Origin of the sequence: Streptomyces sp. NPDC102437, assembly GCF_044765565.1 — a bacterium.
In the GTDB taxonomy this organism is placed as follows: domain Bacteria; phylum Actinomycetota; class Actinomycetes; order Streptomycetales; family Streptomycetaceae; genus Streptomyces.
Genome location: NZ_JBIWKI010000017.1, coordinates 101723 through 123903 on the forward strand (window position 1 = coordinate 101723; position 22181 = coordinate 123903).

Below are 22181 nucleotides of genomic sequence, written 5' to 3' on the forward strand. Positions count from 1 at the left end.
GATCTCAGGCCGGCCGGGCCGCGAGCGTGTCCAGAGCGTTCAGGAGCTTCGGCAGTTCGGTACCGCGCCCGACCGGCAGCACCTCGCCCGGCTCCTCGTCCAGCAGGATGAACGCGATGTCGTCGGTCCGGGCGACCAGGGACCAGCCGGGGCCGTCGGCGCGCAGCATCCGTGCGTCGCCCGTCGCGAAAGAGGAGCGGACGCGGCCAGGTGGCGGCGGGGTGCCGATGTAGTCGTGTGCCTGGGCGAGTGCCCGCCGCACACCGGGGTGCACTCCCAAGGGCGCTTCAGCGGCGGGGCTCGCGGCAGCGTCGTCGGGCCCGCCACTCCCGGATTCGGTCTCAGCGTCCACCTCACCCTGAACCTCTACTTCAGGGTGAGGGTCAGGTTCGGATCCGGGCGCGGGTTCGTCGACGGCCTCGGCTCCGGATTCGGTTATGCGTTCGGCGACGGCCTCGGCTCCGGATTCGGCGGTCTCGGCGCCAGGAGTGGATCCCGTCTTGTCCCCCGCCCCGGTCTCGGCCCCCGGGCTCTCCGGGCCCGGCGGGGTGGTGAAGGCCGTCTCGTCATCGATCCGCTCGCGCCACGCGCTCCACTGGTGCGCTATCTCGTCCGCGCCCATGCGCCGCTGGGCCGGTCCCCACGACTCGGTGTCGGGCGGGGTCAGCGGGCCCGGGTCGGTGCCCTCGGCCTCCGGATCCGGCAGCGGATCGTGCGGCGCGGCCACGCCCGGAGCGGCGACCGCCACCGGGAGGGGCCAGCCCGGCAGCGCGCAGACCACCGAACGGTCGTCGGGAGAGAGGTCGTACTCCATGCCGCAGTCCCAGGCCGCGATCGCGACGGCCACCAGCGATACGTCATCGACGACCACGGTCCACCGCGCGCCACTGCCGTCCTGGCCGAGGACCAGCCCGTATCCCTCGGCGTACGGTTCGAGGGCGAGCGTCGCGCAGGCGGCCGGGTAGTCGTCGGCGAGGACGCTCGGGAACTGCGCCGGTGTCAGCAGCACGGCGGTCAGCACATACAGCGCGTCGTCATCGGCGACCGTGTCGTTCGGCGCAGTCACGGCGCTCTCCTCGTCCGTCGTCGTTGTCCGTCGGCGCACCTTAACGAGTGAGTAATCCACTCGTCGAGGCCCTGACAAGGCAGGATGTCGGTTCAGTGTGCGGCCCGAGGACGCCCGTCATCGGACGGGCAGCCCCAACAGGGTTCGGGCCATGGTCTGGGGCGATTCGCCGTGCTCGTGAGCCAGCGCGATCACGGCTCGGCAGGCCAGCTCACTGACGCCGAAGGAGAGCGCCTCGGGCGACACCCAGCCGCTCGCCTCGTCCATCCGGGCCTGATCCTCCTCCACGGATGCCGAAACGAAGGTGGCGGCCGCCTCGAAGAGGTTGGGCTGCTTGCGCCGGTCCTCCTTGGAGGGCGCTGCGGGCCGGTCCTCCTTCCGGTCGGAGGTGACGACCTTCCGCAGGCTGCCGATTATGTCGATCATGAGGACCGCCTTCCCGAGAAACTCCGCGTGAGTGACATGCCGTACCTGCGGTGTTCCCCGTCGACGTAGGGTTGGACCTTCGGCGCCGATACAAGGGGGCAGTGCGGTGAAGCGGTACGACCGGCTGAAGGAGATCCAGCGTCTCGATCCGGAGCGGGACTTCCTTCAAATCTACCGGATCATGGCAACCTACGAGTTTCCCTGGGACATCACCAGAGCGCTCGAACTGGCCCTCTACCGCACCTACGCAGTACCCAGCATCGGCCGACTCCTGGCTCGGACCGCAGAGCTGACGGACCGCTCGCAGAAGCGGTACGACGACACTGCGCTGCTCCTCGACACCGTCCTGGAGCACGGCTTCGACAGTGATCCGGGGCGTACGGCACTCCGCCGGATCAACCAGATGCACCGCAGCTACGACATCAGCAACGACGACATGCGTTATGTGTTGTGCACCTTCGTCGTCACCCCGAAGCGCTGGCTCGACTCCTACGGCTGGCGCCGGCTCTCCGAACACGAACTGCGGGCGTGCGCCGCTTACTACCGGGTCCTGGGTACACACATGGGCATCAAGGAACTGCCGCAGACGTACGAGGAGTTCGAGCGCACCCTCGACACCTATGAGGCCGAACACTTCGGCTGGGACGAAGGGGGACGCCGGGTCTCCGACGCCACCCTGGACCTGATGAGCTCCTGGTATCCGCGCCCGCTGGCCCCCGCCGCGCGGAAGTTCGCCCTCGCGCTGCTCGACGAGTCCCTGCTGCGCGCCTTCCGCTACGAACGTCCCGGCGCTGCTGCTCGTAGTCTTACGCACGGCGCCCTGCGGCTGAGGGCGCGCGCGGTGCGTCTCCTGCCGCCGCGTTCCACCCCGCACTACGCCCGGCAGAATCCGGAGATCAAGGGATATCCGGACGGCTACGAGGTCTCCGGGCTGGGGACGTTCCTGGTCCCGGGCGTCGGAGGCTGCCCTGTCCCGCACAACCGGCGCTCCGACACGCCGGTGGAGTGAACACGACGACAGGGAACGAGCGGGCGGTCAGGCCGTCCGGACGGCCAGCGCGAGGAAGCGGTCGTCCCCATCGGTGTACTGATCGAGCCGCCAGCCCGAACGCGCCAGCAACGGGCGGAGGTTGGGCTCGGCCCGCACATCGTCGTCCGTGATCCGGCGGCCGTGGCGTGCCGCGAGGGCCGCCCGCCCGATGGGGTGGAAGAGAGCCAGCCTCCCGCCCGGCCGCACCACCCGTGCCAGCTCTGCCAGGTCCGGACCGGGGCGCGACAGGTGGGAGATCAGCCCGGCCGCGAACACCGCGTCCAGTGCCCCCGACCTCAGCGGCAGACGGGCCACATCGGCGAGCAGCAGCATTCCCTCGCGGTGCCGCCCCGCCCGTACGGCCGCCTCCAGCATCGCCCCAGTCAGGTCCACGCCCACGACCGTGCCCTGCGGCCCGACCGCCGCGCGCAGGGCGGAAAGCGCCCGTCCCGTACCGCAGCCGGCGTCTAGCACCGCGTCGCCAGGGTGCAGCGCGAGGGCGTCGGCGGCCGCGTCGTAGGCGGGTCCGTCGTCCGGGAAACGGGCGTCCCAGTTCGCCGCGCGTGCTGTGAAGAACTCCTGGACGTGTGTGTGGTCCTCGGTCATACAGACATGATCGCGTAGTTGCCGATCGAGCGAAACGGAGCGAAACGTTGGGAAATGAGGTGGGCGTTCGAGCCCTGGTCGATCGTTCGGCAACCTCTCTCTGTCATATTCCGGCAGTTTCGAAATGCGCCCCTTGCGCGCGCGCCCATCGCGGCTAGCGTCCCCGATCCATGGGACACCTGGACCACGCCTCCTTCGGCTGGCTGACACCCGCGCTGTCGTACGTCATGGCATGCATCGGCGCGGCTCTCGGCCTGAGCTGCACCGTGCGCGCTCTCGACTCGACCGGCCGCTCGCGCCGCAACTGGCTGATCACGGCGGCATCCGCCATCGGCTCGGGCATCTGGACCATGCACTTCATCGCGATGCTCGGATTCGGGGTGAGCGGCACGGACATCCGCTACGAAGTACCGCTGACCCTCCTCAGCCTGCTCGGCGCCATGGTGGTGGTCAGCGGCGGTGTCTTCGCCGTCGGCTACGGCCGCGACCGGACCAGGGCGCTGCTGCTCGGCGGGCTCGCGACCGGACTCGGCGTCGCCAGCATGCACTACCTCGGCATGGCGGCACTCCGTCTGCACGGCACGATCCACTACGACCCGCTGCGGGTCGCGCTCTCCGTCGCCATCGCGGTCGCCGCGGCGACCGCGGCGCTGTGGGCCGCACTCAACATCAAGTCGTCCCGGGCCGTCGCGCCGGCCTCCCTCGTCATGGGCGCCGCGGTCAGCAGCATGCACTACACCGGAATGTTCGCGGTCTCCGTACGGGTCGCCCCCTCCGGAGAGGGGCTGCCCGGCGCCACCACCATGCAGTTCATCTTTCCCCTGGCCGTGGGACTCGGCTCGTATCTCTTCCTGACCTCGGCATTCGTCGCACTCTCCCCGACGGCCGGGGAGCGTGCCGCCTACGCCTTCGCCGAATGCACCGAACCACCCGCTGACACGGACCCCGCCGCTGCCCCGCAGGGCTTCACCGGGCGGGGCGCCGCCTTCCGGTCACGGCGCGGCGGCGGCCTCGCGGCCCCTGAAACATCGTCCGCCGCCGCGCCCGTCGCCCGCCCGTGAAACAGGCGTGACCCGTCGCCCGGACCCCGCGGCACACCCAGCACCACACTCGGAACGAGGAGGCCATGCGCCCACCCCGCACGACCCCGGAACCCGGTGATCCGGCCACCGCCCAGCCGGCGCGAGGCCGCCGCGCACACGCGGGGCCACCGGCCGACGAGAGCGCCGAGCACGACCTGCGGCTGCTGCGGACACCGGCCCTGCCCGCGCCACGAGGCCGGTGGACGCTGCGCCCCAGGACCGTACGCGCGAAGATCATCTCGCTGCTGATGGTGCCTGTTGTCTCGCTGCTCGCCCTGTGGGGATTCGCCACCGTCACCACCGCCCAGGACGTGGCACGCCTCCGCCGGCTGGAGCGGGTCGAAGGTGAGGTCCGGGCCCCCATGTCCACCGCTGTCGCGGCGCTCCAGAGCGAGCGCCGGGAAGCCATGCTCCAGAGCGCCGCGCCCAGCAGCACCCAGGCCGCCCTGCTGGAACGCCGGGCCGGACGCACCGACAAGGCGCTCGCAGCCCTGAGGCTCGACAGCGGCCACACCATCGCCGACACCGGCAACGTTCCGTCCGAGGTCGCCGCCCGGCTCGACGGCTTCCTCGGCCTCACCCGGAACCTGCGCGCCGATGAACGAGCGGAGGGACAGGCCGAGGACGACGCGAGCGCCGTGTACGCCCGGTACACCGAGGCCATTTCTGCCGCTCTGGGAGTCTCCGGCGCACTCACCACGGTCCAGGGCGCCGCCGGAGGCTCCGACGCCCGCGTGCGGCTCGAACTGGCCGGCGCGGACGAGATGCTGGCCCGTGAGGATGCCCTGCTGACCACCGCCGACCGCATCGGAACGCTCAAGGACGGCCAACTGCGCCAGTTCACCGGCGCGGTGGAGACCCGCAGGAATCTCACCGAGACCGCGGGCGCGGACCTCGCCGCCCCCGAGCGTGCCGCCTGGCAGCGGCTCACCGCCGGCCCCGTCCTCCGGCAGATCCAGGTAGCCGAGGACAAGGTGCTCGCCGCACCCGCCGGACGGGGGGCCGCCCGGGCCGCACCGGCCGACGACTGGGAACGAGCGGTCGAACGAGTCCGGACCGAGGCCCGCACCATCCAAGCCGCCGCCGGTCAGCACACCGCCGGTCGCTCCTCCCCGCTCGCCCGAGGACTGTTCACCCCGTCCGGAGCCGCCGTCCTGTTCGGCTGCGTCGCCGTCACGGCCTCCCTGGTGATCTCCGTACGCATCGGCCGGGCGCTCGTCGTCGAACTCGTCAGCCTCCGCAACAGCGCCCTGGAGATCGCCCGCCGCAAACTGCCCCGGGCCATGCAACGGCTGCGGTCCGGTCAGGAGCTCGACATCGGCGCCGAGGCTCCGCAGGGCCCGGCCGCCCACGACGAGATCGCCCAGGTCGCCGAGGCACTCGGCACGGTGCACCGGGCAGCCCTCGGCGCAGCCGTCGAACGGGCCGAACTCGCCGACGGCATCTCCGGAGTCTTCGTCAACCTGGCCCGGCGCAGCCAGGTGCTGGTCCACCGCCAGCTCAACCTGCTCGACAGCATGGAACGTCGCGCCGACGACCCCGACGAGCTGAGCGATCTCTTCCGGCTGGACCACCTCACCACCAGGATGAGGCGGCACGCCGAGAGCCTGATCATCCTGTCCGGCGCGGCACCGGGACGCGCCTGGCGGATGCCCGTGCCGCTGACCGACGTCGTACGGGCCGCAGTGTCCGAGATCGAGGACTACGCCCGGACCGAGGTACGGCAGCTTCCCGACGCCGCCGTGCAGGGCACAGCCGTGGCCGACCTCACCCATCTGCTTGCCGAACTCATCGAGAACGCCGCACAGTTCTCACCGCCCCACACCAAGGTTCGTATCAGCGGCGAACCCGTGGGCAACGGCTACGCTCTGGAGATCGAGGACCGAGGCCTCGGTATGGGCGACGAACTCCTCGGCGAGGCGAACCGGCGGATCGAGCAGGCCGAGGCGCTCGATCTCTTCGACAGCGACCGGCTGGGACTCTTCGTCGTCAGCAGGCTCGCTGTTCGGCACCACATCAAGGTCCAGTTGCGCACGTCCGCGTACGGAGGGACGACCGCGGTGGTGCTGCTGCCCACCGCGCTCCTGCAGAGCGCGCTGCCATCTGCCGGAAGCCCGCCCGCCGATGACCCGGTTGCCGAGCGGAACACCACTGGCCGACGCGGAGGCGCCCACGGCCGCCCGCCCTTCGGCCCGGGCGCAGGCGGCCGCACGGGCCACCGCGCCCGTGCGGCCCGGCCCACGGCAACCGCCTTCCCACCACCGGCGCCCGCAGCCGCGCTGGATGCCGGTCGCGATCCGGGGCACCTTCCCGGCCCCGCCACCGTCACCGCGTTGCGCGGGCGTCCGGGCCGAGCGGACCAGCCCTCCGGTGCCCTGCCCCGCACGGAACCGCCGCCCGGCGAGGAAACGCTGCCGCGCCGGGTACGTCAGGCCAGTCTCGTTCCGCAGCTCCGCGGGGAGCCCCGTCCCGGCGAACCACCGCCCGGCGACGGCCCGAACGGCACCGTCCGGCCTTCGCGACTCACCCCCGAGCAGGCCAGTGACCGGATGACCGCCTACCGCAACGGCTGGCTGCGTGGCGGCGGTACGGCTCCCGGCGCGTCCGCGCTCCGGCCCGATGCCACGGACCCGCGTCCACGCAGCGAAGAAGACCCTGAATGATCGCGAACGAAATGGAGACCCTGAATGATCGCGAACGAGAGGACCGCCGGGCGCCATACCTCGGGCGAACTCGACTGGCTGCTGGAGGACCTGGTGACGAGGGTCGGCGAGGTCCGGCACGCTGTCGTGCTCTCCAACGACGGCCTTGCTGTGGGCGCCTCCAGCGCGCTCAGCCGTGAGGACGCCGATCATCTCGCCGCGGTGGCCTCCGGATTCCACAGTCTCGCCAAGGGCGCGGGCCGCCACTTCGAGGCCGGGGACGTAAGGCAGACGATGGTCGAGATGGACGAGGGCTTCCTGTTCGTGGCGGCGGCCGGCGACGGATCGTGCCTCGCCGTGCTCAGCACGGCCTTCGCCGATATCGGCCTGGTCGCCTACGAGATGGCCCGGCTCGTCAAACGCGTCGGCGAGCATCTCCGTACCCCGGCACGGTTCGCCGCACCCCCGCCGACGGCCGGCTGAGCGGGCGGAGGCGGCCGTGCCCATCAACGATGACGGCCCGGAAGACATCCCGCTGCTTACGGGATCGCGCCTGCTTCCGGGCAGCCAGTGGTACGACGCCGAGGCCGGCCCACTGGTGCGTCCGTACGCGGTGACGGGCGGCCGGACCGGACCGGGCTCCAGCGGGGCGCAGTTCGACCTGATCGCACTCGTCACCCTCGACGACAACGCACCGGACCGGTCGGAGGAGCAGCACCTCCTGGGCCCCGAGCACCGGGCCCTGCTCACGCTCTGCCGGTCGCGGACCCAGTCCGTCGCGGAACTCTCGGCCGACGCGGACCTTCCCGTGGGCGTCGTCCGCGTACTCCTCGGCGACCTGCTCGAAGCGGGCCGCGTACGCGTCAGCCGTCCCGTTCCGCCCGCGCAGTTGCCCGACGAGCACATCCTGCGCGAGGTGATCAACGGCTTGCGGGCCCTCTAGAAGCACACCGAGCCGCCGAGCGGACGAGCGGCACGGGCCCTGCTTCCCGCTCCGGTGGAGGGGTAGGAGGGCCCGTGCCCGTTGTACGTGGGGTTCGTCCGGGTCAGACGTTGACGCCGTAGTCGGACGCGATGCCCGCCAGGCCCGAGGCGTAACCCTGGCCGACCGCGCGGAACTTCCACTCCGCGCCGTGCCGGTACAGCTCGCCGAAGACCATGGCGGTCTCCGTGGACGCGTCCTCACTGAGGTCGTAGCGGGCCAGTTCGACGCCGTTCGCCCGGTTCACCACGCGGATGAACGCGTTGCGGACCTGGCCGAAGCTCTGCCCACGGCTCTGCGCGTCATGGATGGAGACCGGAAAGACGATCTTGGCCACGTCCGACGGGACGGCCGACAGGTCCACATTGATCGACTCGTCGTCGCCCTCGCCCTCACCGGTCAGGTTGTCGCCGGTGTGCTGGACCGAACCGTCCGGGCTGGTGAGGTTGTTGTAGAAGACGAAGTGCAGATCGGAGAGGACCTTGCCCGCGTCCGAGCACAGCAGCGCGCTCGCGTCCAGGTCGTGGTCCGCGCCCGTAGTCGTCCGTACGTCCCAGCCCAGGCCGACCGTCACTGCGGTCAGGCCGGGTGCCTCCTTCGACAAGGAGACGTTGCCGCCCTTGGCCAGGGTCACACCCATGAACATCCTCCATTGATCCAGTGGTCCAGCGGTTCGGTGAACGACGCTGCTTCGGCCGTCCCCCTGGTCAACGACGGCGTCGCGACCGTGGTGGTTCCCTTGCTTGCGCAAGCCCTGAAGTGAACGTCCGTGAGAGGTACCGTACGTTGGTGGCTCGGTGCCCTAGGCAGGTGGGTCGGCTCGGGGCGCCTGTACCTCGGTCTCCTTCATGGCCTTCGCCTCACTCTTCAGGATCCGCATGGATTTGCCCAGAGCTCGGGCCGTGTCCGGCAGCTTCTTCGAACCGAACAGGACGATCACCACGATCGCCAGGATCAACAGGTGCCAGGGTCCGAGGCCGTTGCGCAACATGTACGTCCCGCCCTTCCATTCGGTGCTTCGGCCGGAGTTTTCGCTCGGCGTTCGCAGACAGTGCTTCAAGCTGGCTGTAGGCAGGTCCGATGATCCGCTCGGACATCAATACTTGCTACATTGCGCAACTGTACAACCATGGGGTGGTGGAGCACGTCTTCCCTCCTGGGAACCGGACGGACGGGGTGGCCGATGACGGGAAGTCGTAACGCGGCAGCGGGCAGGGGGAGGGCCGGCCGCCTGCGCCGGAGGGCCATGTTCGGGCTGTCGTTCCTCGTACTGCTGGTCGCGGGCGTCGGGTGGGGCTACCTCAAACTCGGAGGCAGCATCGACACCTTCAGCGCGGACGGCATCTCCGACGACCGGCCGCCGGGTTCCTCGCAGGGGCAGAACGTCCTGGTCGTCGGATCGGACTCGCGCTCGGGCGACAACAGCCGGCTCGGCGGCGGCACCGGCGCCGTGGGGCGTTCCGACACCGCGTTCCTCCTCCATGTGTACGGCGACCACAAGCACGCGGTCGCCGTGTCCATTCCGCGTGACGCTCTGGTCGACATCCCGGCCTGCAAAGGGCCCGACGGCCGGTGGACCACCCCGCAGCACGGAGTGATGTTCAATGGGGCGTTCTCGGTGGGGGAGACGGCCGAAGGAAACCCGGCCTGCACGCAGAACACTGTCGAACACCTCACCGGTCTGCGCGTCGACCACACCGTCGTCATCGACTTCGCCGGGTTCTCCGCGCTGACCTCGGCCGTCGGCGGGGTACCCGTCTGTCTGCCCCAGGACATCTACCAGCGCGACCTCAGCCCGAAGCGCACCACCCGAGGGGAAAGGATCTTCACGAAGGGTCCGCAGACCGTCTCCGGTCAGCAGGCACTCGACTACGTCCGGCTGCGGCACGGCATCGGCGACGGCTCGGACATAGGGCGTATCAAACGACAGCAGGCCTTCGTCGCCTCCCTCATCAAAAAGGTGAAGTCGCAGGGACTGAACCCCACCACGCTCCTGCCTCTGGCCAACGCGGCCACCGACGCGATGACCGTCGACCCCGGACTCGGATCGGCCGACCGGCTGCTGTCGTTCGCCCTGTCGATGAAGAAGATCGACCTGCACAACACCAAGTTCGTGACCGTCCCCTGGCGCTACGAGGGGGCCCGCGTCGCGATCGTCGAGCCGGACGCCGACGCGCTCTGGGCAGCGCTCAAGGCCGACCGTACGGTCGACGGCAAGGACGCCAGCGGCAAGGGACCGGGGAAGTCCTCGGACAAGGGCGACGGGAAGGACAGCCGCCCGGCGTCGCCCGCTGCGGACGCTCCGGTCTCCGGCAAGGGAATCAGCGTCGCCGTCTACAACGGAACCACGGTCAGGGGACTCGCCGCCCGGGCGGCCGAATTCCTGCGCTCCCGGGACTTCACCGTCACCACCACGGCCACCGCGAGCAACCAGAACCACACCTCGACCGTGATCGAGTACGGACCCGGACTGCGGGACGAGGCGGAAACCACCGCGCGGCTCTTTGCGGGAGCACGGACGACGGCGTCCGGCACCGCCGGAATCCAGGTGATCCTGGGCAGTTCCTACGCGCAGAACCCCTCGGCCCCACCCGACGCGCCGATCCCGTCCACCGTTCCGTCCGACGTCGCCGACGAGGCCCGGTCGGCCGACGACGACCCGTGCGCGGACCTCTCGTACGGCTGACCGGCCATCAGGGGCGGTACGGCGTGGCTCAGCGCGACGCCCCGGCCGTCCGGAGCTGCAACGCCGGGTGACGGGGGGCAGCGAAGCCGTACGACTCGTACAGCGAGGCGCCGTCCTCGGTGGCGTTCAGATTGATCACCGTGACCCCGGCCTCCTCGCGGAACCAGGTCAGCAGGGCGTCGAGGCAGACCCGGGCATGACCCAGACGGCGCCGGCGGGGGTCGGTGCTGACATTGGAGACATGCCCCTGCAGACCGCTCGGGTTCGCGGGGCCGGGGGCATGCGCGTCGCACGTCCCGACCGCACTGGCGACGACACCGAGCACGGGATCGTCGACCAGGAACGCGGCGAACAGGCCTGGGCGGCGCAGCTGCTCGTTGAACCACTGCGCGGAGGCCGCCCGCCACGGTGCTTCCGGGCCGCCCGTCTCCACCCCCATGCCGTCCAGCATCAGCCCGCGCAGCCGGACCAACGCGGGCACGTCGTCGAGCGTGGCGCGACGGGCACGCACCACCACCGGTACATCATCGCGGCCGGTACGAGTGCAGGTGCCAGTACCGGTGCCGGCCTCGATGCCGGACTCATCACGGTCGATGTACGACGGGGTCACGAAGGGCTCCACTTCTGCTCGTAGCGGGTCCGGGCCGCCCGCAAGGCGTATGCGTACAGGGTCAGCACTGTTGCCAGCAACAGGTAGTAGAGCGGCGGCAGCGCGCTCATGCCCAGCAGCCCGCCGAGCGGGGTGAGCGGCAGCAGCAGGCCCACCACGGCGAGACCGCACGCGGCCACCCGCAGTGGACCGCCGCCGTGACCGCCGACGATCCGTCCGTCGGCATTCCGTGCGCCGACCACCCGTCCGCCCGTCCGGAGCAGCAGCATCACCAGGGCCTGGGTCAGCAGGTTCTCGGTGAACCATCCCGAGTGGAAGGCCTCCTGCCCGCCCGACGTCGCGGAACCGTGCAGGGCGAAGGCAAGCACGGTGAACGTCGCCAGGTCGGCGGTGGCGTTCAGCAGACCGAACCCGGTGATGAAGTGGAGGAAGTCGCGAGGACGCAGCACCGTGGGCCATCGCAGCACCTCGGACGCGGGCCGGTCGAAGGCGAAGGCGAGCTGCGCCACGTCGAAGCACAGGTTCTGCACCAGGACCTGCGCCGGAAGCATCGGCAGGAACGGCAGCATCAGCCCCGCGGCGAGCATCGCGATGACGTTGCCGAGGTTCGACGAGAGCGTGATGCGCAGATACGTGGCGATGTTCCCGCTGGAGTGGCGGCCCGCGGTGATCGCGTGATCGATGGCCGCGAGGTCCTTTTCGGCGAGGACCACGTCCGCGGTCTCCCGCGCCACGTCGACCGCGTTGCGCGGGCAGATACCGACGTCCGCCGCGTGCATCGCGGGCAGATCGTTGACCCCGTCACCGAGGAACCCCGTGGTCCGCCCGGCGGTGCGCAACGCCGACACGATCCGTGCTTTGTGTTCCGGCGTGCAGCGCGCGAAGACCGTTACCCGGTCGGCGGCCTCCGCGAGCTTCCCGTCCGACAACGCGTCGATCCGCTCCGCGGACATGACCTCGCCCGGATCGAGTCCGAGATCCCGGCAGGCGCGGGCGACGGTGCCGGGATCGTCACCGGTGAGGACCTTGACGGCGATGCCCCGGTTGTCGAGCGCGGCCAGGGCGTCCGACGCGCTCGGTGTGAGTGCGTCCCGCAGGGTGACAAAGCCGAGGAACGTCAGATCCCTCTCGTCGGATGTGGAGTACGCACGGGGCCGGGCCGGGCGCTCGGCGCGGGCCACGGCGATCAGCCGCAGACCGCCGGCGGTCTCACGGGCGGCGAGTTCGCCCAGCCGGATCCGTTCGGCCTCGTCCAGCGCGCACCGTTCGAGCACCGACTCGACCGCCCCCTTGGTCACGAGAGTGTGGAAGCCGAGCCTGCCGGGGCGGCGGACGACCGCGGTGGCGAGGCGGCGCACCGGATCGAACGGGAGAGCGGCGATGCCTTCGTACGCCGACAGCGGCTCGTCCCGCTCCTCCCACTCCTCGGCCGCGTCGAGCACCGCCTCGTCGAGCGCGTCGGGGGCGGGCAGATCGGCCAGCTGGAGCGTCCACAGCGCGTTGACCGCGGCCCAGTGAAGTGCCTCGGCGTCGGAGCGGCCCGACACGCCCAGCGAACTCTCCACGACCGGCCGGTCCTGGGTGAGGGTTCCGGTCTTGTCCACGCACAGCACGTCGATCGCGCCGAGGTCGTGCAGCGCGGGCAGCCGTTTGACGATCACCCCATGGTTCCTGGCGAGCAGCGAAGCACCCCTGGCCAGTGCCGTCGTGACGATCACCGGCAGCATCTCCGGAGTCAGCCCGACGGCCACCGCGACGGCGAACGGCAGCGTCTCCAGGCCCCGGCCGCGCAGCGCCGCGTTGGCCATGAGCACCAGGGGCGGGGTGAGCAGCATGAAGCGGATCAGCGTCCAGGAGATCCCGTGCACCGAACGGTCGAAGGCACTGGTCTCGCGGCGGCGCGCCGAACCGTCGTACGCGGCGGCGAATCCGGTCTCCGCACCCGTCGCCGTCACCACCGCCGTACCGCTGCCGGAGGCCACGCTGCTGCCCTGGAAACACAGCTCCGGCCGGGCGAAAGGCCCTTCCCCGGCGCTGGACCCGGGACCGGTCGTGGCGCGGAGCCATGACGGCGTGTCCACGGGGTGCTTCGCGACCGGTACCGACTCGCCGGTGAGCGCCGACTGATGAACGGTCAGGCCGCTCGCACGCAACAACCGCACATCGGCGGGTACGAGATCACCCGGACCGAGCCGGATCACATCACCCGGCACCAGCTCCCCGACCGGGAGCTCACGGGCGCGCGGCGCGGCATCCGGCCCCGCGCGGCGCAGCACGGTCGCGGTGGTCGCCACCAGCTCCCGCAGCGCGGCCGTGGACCGGTCCGCCCGGTGCTCCTCCCCGGAGCGCAGCAGACAGCTGACCACCACGAGCACCAGCGTCACGCACGCCGTGCCCCATGAGGCCACCGCTGCCGAGACCAGGCCCAGACACAGGAGGACCGAGGTGAACGGGTCGCGCAGACTGCGCAGGAAACGGCGGGGCCAGGAGACCGGGCGCCAGGCCGGCAGCGTGTTCTCGCCGAACCGCGCAAGCCGTTCCCCGGCCTGCTCCTCAAGCAGTCCCCTCGGTCCGCTGTCCAGCGAGCGCAGCACCTGCAAGGAGGTCGGTGCGGCAGTCGCGGAAGCGTCGGCGAGGACGTCGGGGGCGGCGCTCCGCCCGGCCTTCGCACCGGCTATCGGTACGACGACGGCGGAAGGTGCATCGGGGTCGTCGGTGCTGCCGGGGCCTGCGGCGGCACTGCTCTCAGGCACCGAGCCCACGGAGGCGTGAGGGCTTTGCGGGCGCGTGACCGGCACGCTCCGCGAGCTGGCCGACCATCAGCCGGACGACGGTCACCACATCGGGATCGTCGACCAGGTACACCTGCCGGCGGCCTTCGCGCCGGGACCGTACGAGACCCGCCAATTTGAGCTTTGTCAGGTGCTGGCTCACCGAAGGAAGGGTGCCGCCCACCCGGTCCGCGAGCCCGGTCACATCGCTCTCGCCCTGGGACAGGGCCCATACGATGTGCAGTCGCGCAGGCGTCGCCAGGAGGCCGAAGGCAGCCGCGGCCTCCACCAGCACCTCCGCGGGCGGATCCTCGAAACCGCCGTCGGCAGCTCTCGACACTCTTGCTCTCCCTGTCCGCGTGGCCCGATTCCTCGCACCCGAAGCCTCAAGTGTAGGCGCCGGACGTCCGCCGCCTGCGGGCCCCTGCGCGGACGGGCCGGGAGCGGCGGACATAGCCCCGGTGACCGGCGGACAAGGCCGGGGGAGAGATGCCGGATCGCGGACCGATCCGATTGTGGGCCGATCCGGGCAGCGAAATGATCCGGACTTGTCACATCACCAAGAAATCGAACTCACCCCATGGCGAGGGTTCTTCTTTGCCATGCTGTCGGCCTGCGCAGGCGGGACTGGGCGGGCGATTGCCGACGCACACGGCATCCGAGCACCCTGAGACGGCTCCGACCCGCGCATTCGACGTCCAGCGACGCACTGGTGAGAGAAGTGATCAATGCCTTCCGAGCACGCTGACAACACATACGGGGAGACCGCCGGGGAGTCCGCGGAGACCGATGCTCTCGCGCTGAAGATATTGGTCGCCGGAGGCTTCGGCGTCGGAAAGACAACACTGGTCGGCGCCGTCAGTGAGATCAGGCCACTGCGGACGGAGGAATTTCTCAGCGAGGCGGGACAGTCGGTCGACGACACGGACGGGGTCGACCAGAAGACCACCACAACCGTCGCCATGGACTTCGGACGGATCACCATCCGGTCCGGCCTGTCGCTCTATCTGTTCGGCACGCCGGGACAGGACCGCTTCTGGTTTCTGTGGGACGAACTCTCCCAGGGCGCGCTCGGTGCCGTCGTTCTCGCAGATACCCGTCGGCTGGAGGACTGCTTCCCGGCCGTCGACTACTTCGAGCACCGTCGCATTCCCTTCGTCGTCGCGGTCAACTGCTTCGCCGGTGCCCGCACATACGGCGAGCGCGACGTGTCCCGCGCTCTGGACCTCGACCGCGGCACACCCGTCGTCCTGTGCGATGCGCGCGACCGGGAGTCCGGCAAGGAGGTGCTGATCCGCATGGTCGAGTACGCCGGAAGGATGCACACTGCCCGGCTCCTCGACTCGGTGAGCTGACCCTCCCGGGCGCTCGTCCGCCGCGTGATCCGGGGCCGGGACCAAGCCACATGGCGAAGGAGTGCTTGCCCCTGCGTGACCGGTGCGCAAGGCTTACGGCAACGGGGCACGGGGAACGCATGAGCGGGGAGGAGCGGGGAATGGCGCTGGACAGGGGACTCGACTGGCTCCTTGACGACCTGACGAACAGGGTCGAGTACATACGGCACGCACTGGTGCTGTCGAACGACGGACTGGTCACGGGGGCGAGCACGGGCCTGGCCCGCGAGGACGCCGAGCATCTCGCAGCGGTCTCGTCGGGGCTGCACAGCCTGGCCCGAGGGTCGGGGCGCCACTTCCGGGCAGGGAAGGCGCGGCAGACCATGGTGGAGTTCGACGAGGCACTGCTCTTTGTGACGGCGGCAGGGGACGGCAGCTGCCTGTGCGTGCTGAGCGAGGCCGAGGCCGATGTCGGCCAGGTCGCCTACGAGATGACGTTGCTGGTCAACAGGGTCGGTGAGCATCTTGGTGTCGCCGCGCGGCAGTCGGCGGGCGAAGAGGCCGACCGCCTCTGACCGGGGCGAGGAGGCGCTGATTCGGCGGCAACTCTGATCGGGGCGACAGAATCTGATCGGGCGAAGACAGTTCTGATCAGGGCGCCGGAGTTGTCCACAGGCCGGGCGGGCGGGACCTCCTCCAGGTTACGGTGCTCACAGAGAGTGACCGAGCCTCGTGGGGGAGAGCGTCATGACTGTTGCCGAAGACGTGTGCACGGAGACCACCGGTGTGCCTGCGGAGAGCATGCCTGCCGCAGGCGCAGTGGCGGTGGGCACGGCCGCCCAGGAACTCCGCTTCAAGCGCGGCGAGTTCGCGATCGCCGTGCATCTGGGGCTGATCCGCCTCACAGTGCCGCGCCACGGCGGGCGGCCGAGGGTCGGGTGCGACGAGATCGAGCGGCTCCGGTCGCAGGCCGGGTTCCCGGACGAGCTCCGGGAAAGGGTGCGCACGGTCGGGACGGCGAAGGGGGCTCAGCAGCTCGGGATCAGCCCGGACCGCTTCACCAGACTCGCCCGTGCGGGATGCCTCACGCCGATCACCTTCTACCTCAACCGGTACCGGGCAGTCGTCTGGCTCTATCTCGCCGATGAACTCACGGGGTTCGCCGCGCGGGAACCGCGGCTCCTGACCGGCAGGAGTCCGGCCTGGCTGCGTGACCGCCTGGAGGGAGGCGCCGACTGCCGTGCGGTCAACTGGCGCTCGCGCCGGGTCGAACGTCTGCTGAGCCTCATGGAGGATCCATGGGCCCGAGTGGCCGTGCTCGCAGACACACTGGACCCGGTGCAGTTGGCGGAGGTGGTCGACGATCCTTACGAACGCGCGTACCTCGCCAGAATCCGACCCGGACCGGTCTTCGGGCCGGCCGGGCCGGCCTGGGCGCGCGAGAGCACGGCGCATCTGATGCAGGCCGACGAACCTGACGAGATGCTGTGGCGGCGGGTGAGCCTGATCACGGAGCTGGACAATGCCCGGGAGGTTCGGCAGGCGCCCCGTCCGGGCGGTAACCGGCGCGCCTTCCCCTATTCGGGAACCGAGCGTGAGCCCGCGCCGGATTCCCGAGCCGATGCGGAACCCGGTCCGCCGTCCGCTGCGGTACCCACGGCCCCTCCCGCCGCCTCACCGATCCCGATCCCGAGCCCGGGCTTGAACCCAGGTCCGAGCCCGATCCCAGGGCCAGTTCCGGCGCCCGGTCCTGTCAAGGCGTCGACAGACGCAGCGGAGCCCACGGTCGGTCTGCTCGCCCGGATCGGTCTGCGCAGGCGAACGGTCAAAGCTGCGAACCGTCGGCCATCCCCACCGGGGCGTGCGCCGTTCGGCGGGTGACGAGGAGGAATCGCGCCCACCGCGACCCACGGGGAACCAACCGACCGCGACCGATGGAGAACCAGCGGAGGGAGGAAAAGCGCTCGCGGAGAATGCGCGGCACCAGGCATTCTGTCCTCCATGCTGATCAAGGAAGCCACCACCGAGGACTGGCCAGCCATCTGGCCGTTCTTCCACGAAATCGTTGCCGCGGGGGAGACCTTCACCTACCCGCTCGATCTCGGCGAAGCGGACGCCCGCTCCTGGTGGCTCCTGGAGTCTCCCAACCGTACCGTCGTCGCGGTCGACGACGACGGGACGGTCCTCGGCACGGCCAAGATGAACAACAACCACATGGGCAACGGCTCGCACATCGCCAGTGCCAGTTACATGGTCGATCCCAAGCACTCGGGGCAGGGCGTCGGCCGGGCCCTGTGCGAGTACACCCTGGACTGGGCCCGCACGTCGGGGTTCAGGGCGATGCAGTTCAACGCGGTGGTGGAGACGAACGTCCACGCCGTCGGGCTCTACCGGTCGCTCGGATTCGAGATTCTCGGGACGCTCCCGGAAGGGTTCAACCACCCGGAACAGGGCTTTGTCGGGCTGCACATCATGCACTGCCGCCTCTGACAACGGCATCGCCGCCCAGGCCGCACTCCTCGCTTCTCCGTCCGCGGTGTGTCCGTCATGTCCGAACCCGTGGTGGCCTGTGAACAGTTGGTGTCACAGGTGTTTCGTGGGGCGGGTGCGTGGGTGTTGGCGGGGGCAGTACTCTGCGCCCCACCGCCATTCGGGCGATGACGCTCATGCGGAGGAAGAATCCATGACCATACCCAGGAGATCGTTGCGCGCCGCGGGAACGCTCGCGGCCGCCGCGGTCGCCGGCCTGACCGGCGCGGTGCTCTCCGCCGGTCCGGCCGCAGCTCACACCCCCACCTGGGCCGTGACCTGTTCCGAGGTGAGCCTCGACCTGACCGCCTACAACAGCAACGTCACCAACCAGGTGACCGTCACTGTCGACGGCAAGGATCTCCTGCCCACCGAGACCTTCGGCAAGGAGTTCCACAAGAAGCTGGAGCTGCCAGAGCACGACAAGGAACTCGCGGTTCACCTCGTCGTCAAGGCCGGCGACGGCGACAACTTCTCGCGCGACGAGACCAGGACGGCGCCCGTGTGCGAGGACGCCGGCACCCCGACGCCCGCACCGTCCGAGGGCACGCCGTCCCCGACTCCGTCCACCGAGGCACCGGCCGCGAGCGCCACGCCCAGTGAGGCGCCTTCGACGTCCGCGCCCCCCGCGGCCTCGCCGAGCCCCAGCTCGCCGGACCTGGCCGAGACGGGTTCCTCGTCCGCCACCCCGGTCATCGCCGGAGCGGCCGTGGCCGTTCTGCTGGCGGGCAGCGGCATCATGTGGTCCCTGCGCAAGCGTCGTACGCCACAGCACTGACGAATGAGCCGGTGGTCCTGACGCAGGCTGTGCCGGGACCACCGGTCGAGGCGGCGCCGCCGCACGCCCGGCGCGTGGGGCGGCACGTCCTCCGAAACGCCGTCACATCTGCTACGTGGTCGGCGGAGGAGCGGCGACGGGCGGCACCGGGGGCCCGATCTCGCACCAGACTGCCTTGCCCTCGCCGCGGGGCTCGATGCCCCACCGAATGGCTACGGCGTCCAGGAGCAGCAGACCCCGCCCCGAAGTCGCGGTTTCGCCCGGACTGCGCCGCCTCGGCCAGGCGCTGGAGCGGTCCTGCACGGAGAGGCGGACCCGCCGTACGGGCTCCGGCAGCACCTCCAGGGTGAGGACCGCGCCGCCTTCCGTGTGCAGCAGGACGTTCACCAGGAGCTCGCCCGTCACCAGCTCGGCGTCGTCGGCGAGTTCGGCCATGTCCCAGTCGGTCAGAGCCTGACGCACGATGTTACGGGCGTCGGACAGCCCCTCCGGGTCCGCCTGGTGGATGTACTGGTGCAGCCGCGGAGCCCGCGGCGACCCGGGGTCCGGGCTGCGCCGCAGCACCAGCAGCGCGACATCGTCCCCGGAACCCCACCGTTCCCAGAGCCGGTCCGACAGATGGTCGGCCAGTGCCTGGGCACTCGCCGGCCCCGCGCTCACCTCATTGATCAGCGCCTGGACACCCGCGTCGATGTCGGCGCCGGGCTCTTCCACCAGCCCATCGGTGTACAGGACCAGTGTTTCGCCCGGCACCAGGTCGAGGCGGGTCTCAGGGAACTCCTCGTCCGCGAAATCGGTCGAGATGCCCAGCGGCAGACCGCCGCGCACCTGGGGGCTGCCGACGCGGCCGTCCATATGCCGGATCAGCGGGCCGAAATGCCCGGCCCGAACCACGCGCACGGTCCCCGACGTGAGATCGACCTGGGCGTACGTACAGGTCGCGAAGCGGTCAGTGTCCAGCTCGGCGAGGAAGCGCGACGCCCGCGCCAGCACCGTCGACGGAGGGTGCCCCTCGGCGGCGTACGCGCGCAGGGCGATGCGCAACTGGCCCATGATGGCGGCGGCGTGCGTGTCATGACCCTGTACGTCACCGACCACGAGCCCGAACCGGTTCTTGGGCAACGCGATCACGTCGTACCAGTCACCGCCGACCTGACGTCCGCTCCAGGCGGAGTGGTAGCGCACGGCGATCTCTCCACCCTCGATCTCCTGGATCCGCCGAGGCAGCATCGCGGCCTGGAGACCGGTGGCGAATTCGCGCTCCTCGTCGAAGAGCTTGGCGCGTTGGAGGGACTGCGCCACGATCGCTGCCAGCCCCAGGCACAGATTCCGCTCGTCCGCGTTGAAGGACGTGTGCTCGCGGTAGAACAGCGCCAGTGTGCCGAGGGAACGTGCCTGGGCGACGAGGGGCAGATAGGCGGCGGCCCGGAATTTCAGCCGATCGGCACAGGGCGCCAGCACGGGGTAGCGATGGGTGAGAGCCGAGACCGAGGTCAGGAACCGGGGCCGGCCGCTGAGCACGGTGTCCGCCAGGGGGAACCGCCGGTCCAGGCCGGCGTCCCCGAATCCGTCGATCGCCTCCACCGAGTCGCCGCTCAGAGCGATGACGCTGAGGGTGGTGTTCTCGACCAGGCCGAGCGAGAGACCGTCCGCCCCGAGCCGGGCGAGCCCGCCGGGTCCGGTGAGCGCCGCGGTCACATCATCGACGGTCACCGCACGTGACAGCGCGCTCGTTGTTCGTTCAACGATGCTGGTCTGGCGTTGACGCCGCTTTTCCAGATCGAGCACGAAGGCCGAATGGGTGACTTCCGCCGTGGCGTCCTGCACCACCCCGACGATCCGGTGCGCCAGTCCGTCGTCGCTGCGCAGTATGCGTGCCTGGATGTGGGTCCACTGGTCCCTGCCGTCGTCCATCGGCACCCGGAAATGAACGCTGTACGAACTTCGACCGCTCTTGACCGCCTCGTCGATCGCCACATCGAGACGGGTCCGTTCCGATTGTTCGAGTCGTTCCAGCACCGTCTCGGGCCGTGAGTCGAAGGTGCGTGGATCCAGGCCGAACACCAGCAGCCCGGCATCGTCCATGTCGAGCGTGCCGGCCACCACGTTCCACTCGAAACTGCCCGTCCGGTTCATGGCAAGCCGCTGAGCCGTCGCGATCTCGCCGTTGTGCGTCTTCTCGATCAGCGGGCGAGGCGGGACGGAAGTACTCGGTTGCTGGTCGTGATCGGTCATTCCTGCTCCGGAGGTCGCCGGGCGGGGCTGACGGGCGGCGCGGCCCGAACTGGGTCACCTAATTGTCGAACCGCTTCCGGCAGGTTGCCACAGCGGAAACCCGGCAAAATCCGGCCAGAGGAGCCGGAGGAGCCGGAGGAGCCGGGCGAGCCGGGCGAGCCGGATGAACCGGGCGAGTAGGTCGAGGCGGACGAGCGGGACCGGGCGGGCCGGGCGGGCCAGGCCCCCTGTTGTCCCGGCACCGGCCCCGCCGCGCAGAATGGCAGCGGAAGATCGTCCGCGATCGGCGGTCGACACGGCACGAGGGCTGACCGGAGCGCATTCATGAACCACGAAGATCCAGTTCTGCTGCACACCGAGGGATGCGTCCGGCACATCACGCTCAACCGCCCACGTGCCCTCAACGCGCTGAACCACGCCATGGTCGCGCGCGTCGCCGAAGCACTCGCCGACGCCGAGCACGACGAGTCCGTCACCGCGGTCCTGATCACCGGTGCGGGCGAGCGAGGCCTCTGCGCGGGCGGCGACATCCGGTCCATCTACGAGGACGCCCGGGCCGGCGGCAGCGCATCGCTGGACTTCTGGCGGGACGAGTACCGGCTCAACGCCCGTATCGCCCGATTCCCCAAGCCCTATGTCGCGATCATGGACGGCATCGTGATGGGCGGAGGCGTCGGCGTCTCCGCCCACGGCGACATCCGTGTCGTCACCGAACGCTCGCGCGTCGCCATGCCCGAGACCGGCATCGGATTCGTCCCCGACGTCGGCGGCACGCATCTGCTCGGTGCGGCGCCCGGTGAGCTCGGCACCCACCTGGCACTCACCGCGGACGCGGTAGGCGCGGGTGACGCGCTGCTGTGCGGTCTCGCCGACCACTTCGTACCGTCGCAGCGCCTCGCCGGACTCACCGCGGACCTCGCCGAGTGCGGCACGGCCGCCGAGATCGAGGGGACGGTGCGGCAGTACGCCGCACCCGCGCCGGAGGGCGAACTGGCCGCGCACCGCGAGTGGATCGACTCCTGCTACCGGGCGGCTTCGGTGGAGGAGATCATCGACAGGCTCGACAACAGTGGCATCCCCGCCGCCAAGCAGGCCGCCGAAACCATACTGACCAAATCTCCCACCTCGCTCAAGGTGACTCTCTCCGCGCTGGGCAGGGCACGCCGGCTCGGCAGCCTGGAGGCGGTGCTCGACCAGGAATACCGGACTTCGTGCACCGCCTTCACCAGGCCGGACTTCGTGGAGGGCGTGCGGGCCCAGATCGTCGACAAGGACCGCGATCCGCACTGGAGCCCGGCTGACCTCGCCGAGGTGACCGACGCGGACGTCGCACTCTTCTTCGCCCCGCTCGGCGACCGCGAACTCGGCCTGGCCGCCGTTTCCGGGACGGCGCACTGATATGCG

At 70.4% G+C, this 22181-nt stretch carries 21 protein-coding genes; 12 read left to right on the top strand and 9 right to left on the bottom strand.

The annotated features are described in order from the left end of the window. Positions 1-4: 4 nt before the first annotated feature. Both ACIRJP_RS22485 and ACIRJP_RS22490 read right to left on the bottom strand, forming a co-directional pair. Entirely contained in the window at positions 5-1066 is a 1062-nt protein-coding gene (locus tag ACIRJP_RS22485; RefSeq protein ID WP_404176888.1) for a hypothetical protein, read from the bottom strand. Between the two features lie 117 nt (positions 1067-1183). Next, entirely contained in the window at positions 1184-1492 is a 309-nt protein-coding gene (locus ACIRJP_RS22490) for a hypothetical protein (protein ID WP_404176891.1), read from the bottom strand. A gap of 106 nt (positions 1493-1598) precedes the next feature. Between ACIRJP_RS22490 and ACIRJP_RS22495 the strand changes: the two genes are divergently transcribed. Continuing rightward, on the top strand, positions 1599-2501 hold the full coding sequence (locus ACIRJP_RS22495; RefSeq protein ID WP_404176894.1) for an oxygenase MpaB family protein: 903 nt from the start codon (positions 1599-1601) through the stop codon (positions 2499-2501). A 27-nt stretch (positions 2502-2528) separates the two neighbouring features. Here ACIRJP_RS22495 and ACIRJP_RS22500 read toward each other — a convergent pair whose 3' ends face one another. Beyond that, a complete protein-coding gene (locus ACIRJP_RS22500) occupies positions 2529-3128 on the bottom strand; it encodes a class I SAM-dependent methyltransferase (protein ID WP_404176897.1) in 600 nt (199 codons plus the stop codon). Positions 3129-3298: 170 nt separating this feature from the next. Between ACIRJP_RS22500 and ACIRJP_RS22505 the strand changes: the two genes are divergently transcribed. From ACIRJP_RS22505 to ACIRJP_RS22520, 4 genes are all read left to right on the top strand, one after another. Then, entirely contained in the window at positions 3299-4189 is an 891-nt protein-coding gene (locus tag ACIRJP_RS22505) for an MHYT domain-containing protein (RefSeq protein WP_404176900.1), read from the top strand. Between the two features lie 65 nt (positions 4190-4254). Continuing rightward, positions 4255-6873 (top strand): nitrate- and nitrite sensing domain-containing protein, encoded by a 2619-nt coding sequence (locus ACIRJP_RS22510; RefSeq protein ID WP_404176903.1) that lies wholly within the window; start codon positions 4255-4257, stop codon positions 6871-6873. A 24-nt stretch (positions 6874-6897) separates the two neighbouring features. Continuing rightward, positions 6898-7335, top strand: a complete 438-nt coding sequence (locus ACIRJP_RS22515) for a roadblock/LC7 domain-containing protein (RefSeq protein WP_404176906.1) — start codon at positions 6898-6900, stop codon at positions 7333-7335. A 22-nt stretch (positions 7336-7357) separates the two neighbouring features. Next, positions 7358-7795: a DUF742 domain-containing protein gene (locus ACIRJP_RS22520; RefSeq protein WP_404177111.1), complete on the top strand. Its 438-nt coding sequence runs from the start codon at positions 7358-7360 to the stop codon at positions 7793-7795. 103 nt (positions 7796-7898) lie between these two features. Here the strand turns inward: ACIRJP_RS22520 and ACIRJP_RS22525 are convergent, their stop codons facing one another. Both ACIRJP_RS22525 and tatA read right to left on the bottom strand, forming a co-directional pair. Continuing rightward, positions 7899-8474, bottom strand: coding sequence for a TerD family protein (locus ACIRJP_RS22525; RefSeq protein WP_351262595.1), 576 nt, complete (start codon positions 8472-8474; stop codon positions 7899-7901). A 162-nt stretch (positions 8475-8636) separates the two neighbouring features. After that, positions 8637-8825 (bottom strand): Sec-independent protein translocase subunit TatA, encoded by a 189-nt coding sequence (tatA, locus tag ACIRJP_RS22530; RefSeq protein ID WP_404176909.1) that lies wholly within the window; start codon positions 8823-8825, stop codon positions 8637-8639. Positions 8826-9080: 255 nt separating this feature from the next. On the opposite strand from tatA, the gene ACIRJP_RS22535 reads away from it, so the two are divergent. After that, entirely contained in the window at positions 9081-10520 is a 1440-nt protein-coding gene (locus ACIRJP_RS22535) for an LCP family protein (RefSeq protein WP_404176912.1), read from the top strand. A gap of 28 nt (positions 10521-10548) precedes the next feature. Here the strand turns inward: ACIRJP_RS22535 and ACIRJP_RS22540 are convergent, their stop codons facing one another. Genes ACIRJP_RS22540 through ACIRJP_RS22550 form a run of 3 tightly spaced genes read right to left on the bottom strand, consistent with a single transcriptional unit; the run spans position 10549 to position 14241 of the window. After that, a complete protein-coding gene (locus tag ACIRJP_RS22540) occupies positions 10549-11130 on the bottom strand; it encodes a GNAT family N-acetyltransferase (RefSeq protein ID WP_404176915.1) in 582 nt (193 codons plus the stop codon). Beyond that, entirely contained in the window at positions 11127-13883 is a 2757-nt protein-coding gene (gene mgtA / locus ACIRJP_RS22545; RefSeq protein ID WP_404176918.1) for a magnesium-translocating P-type ATPase, read from the bottom strand. The genes ACIRJP_RS22540 and mgtA overlap by 4 nt, the downstream gene beginning before the upstream one ends. Further along, positions 13876-14241 carry a metalloregulator ArsR/SmtB family transcription factor gene (locus ACIRJP_RS22550; protein ID WP_351262606.1) on the bottom strand — a complete coding sequence of 122 codons (366 nt, stop codon included), beginning with the start codon at positions 14239-14241 and terminating at the stop codon, positions 13876-13878. Before ACIRJP_RS22550 ends, mgtA begins: the two co-directional genes overlap by 8 nt. Positions 14242-14629: 388 nt before the next feature. Here ACIRJP_RS22550 and ACIRJP_RS22555 point away from each other — a divergent pair, with 388 nt between their 5' ends. The 5 genes from ACIRJP_RS22555 to ACIRJP_RS22575 all read left to right on the top strand — a co-directional run bounded on the left by ACIRJP_RS22555 (position 14630) and on the right by ACIRJP_RS22575 (position 18542). Then, the gene (locus ACIRJP_RS22555; RefSeq protein WP_404176921.1) at positions 14630-15256 is read left to right on the top strand and encodes a GTP-binding protein; all 627 of its coding nucleotides are present in this window, start codon (positions 14630-14632) and stop codon (positions 15254-15256) included. 140 nt (positions 15257-15396) lie between these two features. Further along, entirely contained in the window at positions 15397-15810 is a 414-nt protein-coding gene (locus ACIRJP_RS22560; RefSeq protein WP_404176924.1) for a roadblock/LC7 domain-containing protein, read from the top strand. Positions 15811-15982: 172 nt separating this feature from the next. After that, positions 15983-17116, top strand: a complete 1134-nt coding sequence (locus ACIRJP_RS22565) for a DUF6397 family protein (RefSeq protein ID WP_404176926.1) — start codon at positions 15983-15985, stop codon at positions 17114-17116. Between the two features lie 120 nt (positions 17117-17236). Further along, the gene (locus ACIRJP_RS22570; RefSeq protein WP_383722380.1) at positions 17237-17725 is read left to right on the top strand and encodes a GNAT family N-acetyltransferase; all 489 of its coding nucleotides are present in this window, start codon (positions 17237-17239) and stop codon (positions 17723-17725) included. 193 nt (positions 17726-17918) lie between these two features. Beyond that, positions 17919-18542 carry an LAETG motif-containing sortase-dependent surface protein gene (locus tag ACIRJP_RS22575; protein WP_404176930.1) on the top strand — a complete coding sequence of 208 codons (624 nt, stop codon included), beginning with the start codon at positions 17919-17921 and terminating at the stop codon, positions 18540-18542. A gap of 111 nt (positions 18543-18653) precedes the next feature. Here the strand turns inward: ACIRJP_RS22575 and ACIRJP_RS22580 are convergent, their stop codons facing one another. Continuing rightward, on the bottom strand, positions 18654-20777 hold the full coding sequence (locus tag ACIRJP_RS22580) for a SpoIIE family protein phosphatase (protein ID WP_404176933.1): 2124 nt from the start codon (positions 20775-20777) through the stop codon (positions 18654-18656). A gap of 324 nt (positions 20778-21101) precedes the next feature. On the opposite strand from ACIRJP_RS22580, the gene ACIRJP_RS22585 reads away from it, so the two are divergent. Beyond that, positions 21102-22175 carry an enoyl-CoA hydratase/isomerase family protein gene (locus ACIRJP_RS22585; RefSeq protein WP_404176936.1) on the top strand — a complete coding sequence of 358 codons (1074 nt, stop codon included), beginning with the start codon at positions 21102-21104 and terminating at the stop codon, positions 22173-22175. Positions 22176-22181 lie beyond the last annotated feature (6 nt).

Excerpts from the sequence above, each read along its gene's own strand:
- ACIRJP_RS22490 (WP_404176891.1), bottom strand. The coding sequence starts at position 1,492 with ATGATCGACATAATCGGCAGCCTGCGGAAGGTCGTCACCTCCGACCGG.
- ACIRJP_RS22500 (WP_404176897.1), bottom strand. The coding sequence starts at position 3,128 with ATGACCGAGGACCACACACACGTCCAGGAGTTCTTCACAGCACGCGCG.
- ACIRJP_RS22505 (WP_404176900.1), top strand. The coding sequence starts at position 3,299 with ATGGGACACCTGGACCACGCCTCCTTCGGCTGGCTGACACCCGCGCTG.
- ACIRJP_RS22510 (WP_404176903.1), top strand. The coding sequence starts at position 4,255 with ATGCGCCCACCCCGCACGACCCCGGAACCCGGTGATCCGGCCACCGCC.
- ACIRJP_RS22515 (WP_404176906.1), top strand. The coding sequence starts at position 6,898 with ATGATCGCGAACGAGAGGACCGCCGGGCGCCATACCTCGGGCGAACTC.
- ACIRJP_RS22525 (WP_351262595.1), bottom strand. The coding sequence starts at position 8,474 with ATGGGTGTGACCCTGGCCAAGGGCGGCAACGTCTCCTTGTCGAAGGAG.
- tatA (WP_404176909.1), bottom strand. The coding sequence starts at position 8,825 with ATGTTGCGCAACGGCCTCGGACCCTGGCACCTGTTGATCCTGGCGATC.
- ACIRJP_RS22535 (WP_404176912.1), top strand. The coding sequence starts at position 9,081 with ATGTTCGGGCTGTCGTTCCTCGTACTGCTGGTCGCGGGCGTCGGGTGG.
- ACIRJP_RS22555 (WP_404176921.1), top strand. The coding sequence starts at position 14,630 with ATGCCTTCCGAGCACGCTGACAACACATACGGGGAGACCGCCGGGGAG.
- ACIRJP_RS22560 (WP_404176924.1), top strand. The coding sequence starts at position 15,397 with ATGGCGCTGGACAGGGGACTCGACTGGCTCCTTGACGACCTGACGAAC.
- ACIRJP_RS22565 (WP_404176926.1), top strand. The coding sequence starts at position 15,983 with ATGACTGTTGCCGAAGACGTGTGCACGGAGACCACCGGTGTGCCTGCG.
- ACIRJP_RS22570 (WP_383722380.1), top strand. The coding sequence starts at position 17,237 with ATGCTGATCAAGGAAGCCACCACCGAGGACTGGCCAGCCATCTGGCCG.
- ACIRJP_RS22575 (WP_404176930.1), top strand. The coding sequence starts at position 17,919 with ATGACCATACCCAGGAGATCGTTGCGCGCCGCGGGAACGCTCGCGGCC.
- ACIRJP_RS22580 (WP_404176933.1), bottom strand. The coding sequence starts at position 20,777 with ATGACCGATCACGACCAGCAACCGAGTACTTCCGTCCCGCCTCGCCCG.
- ACIRJP_RS22585 (WP_404176936.1), top strand. The coding sequence starts at position 21,102 with ATGAACCACGAAGATCCAGTTCTGCTGCACACCGAGGGATGCGTCCGG.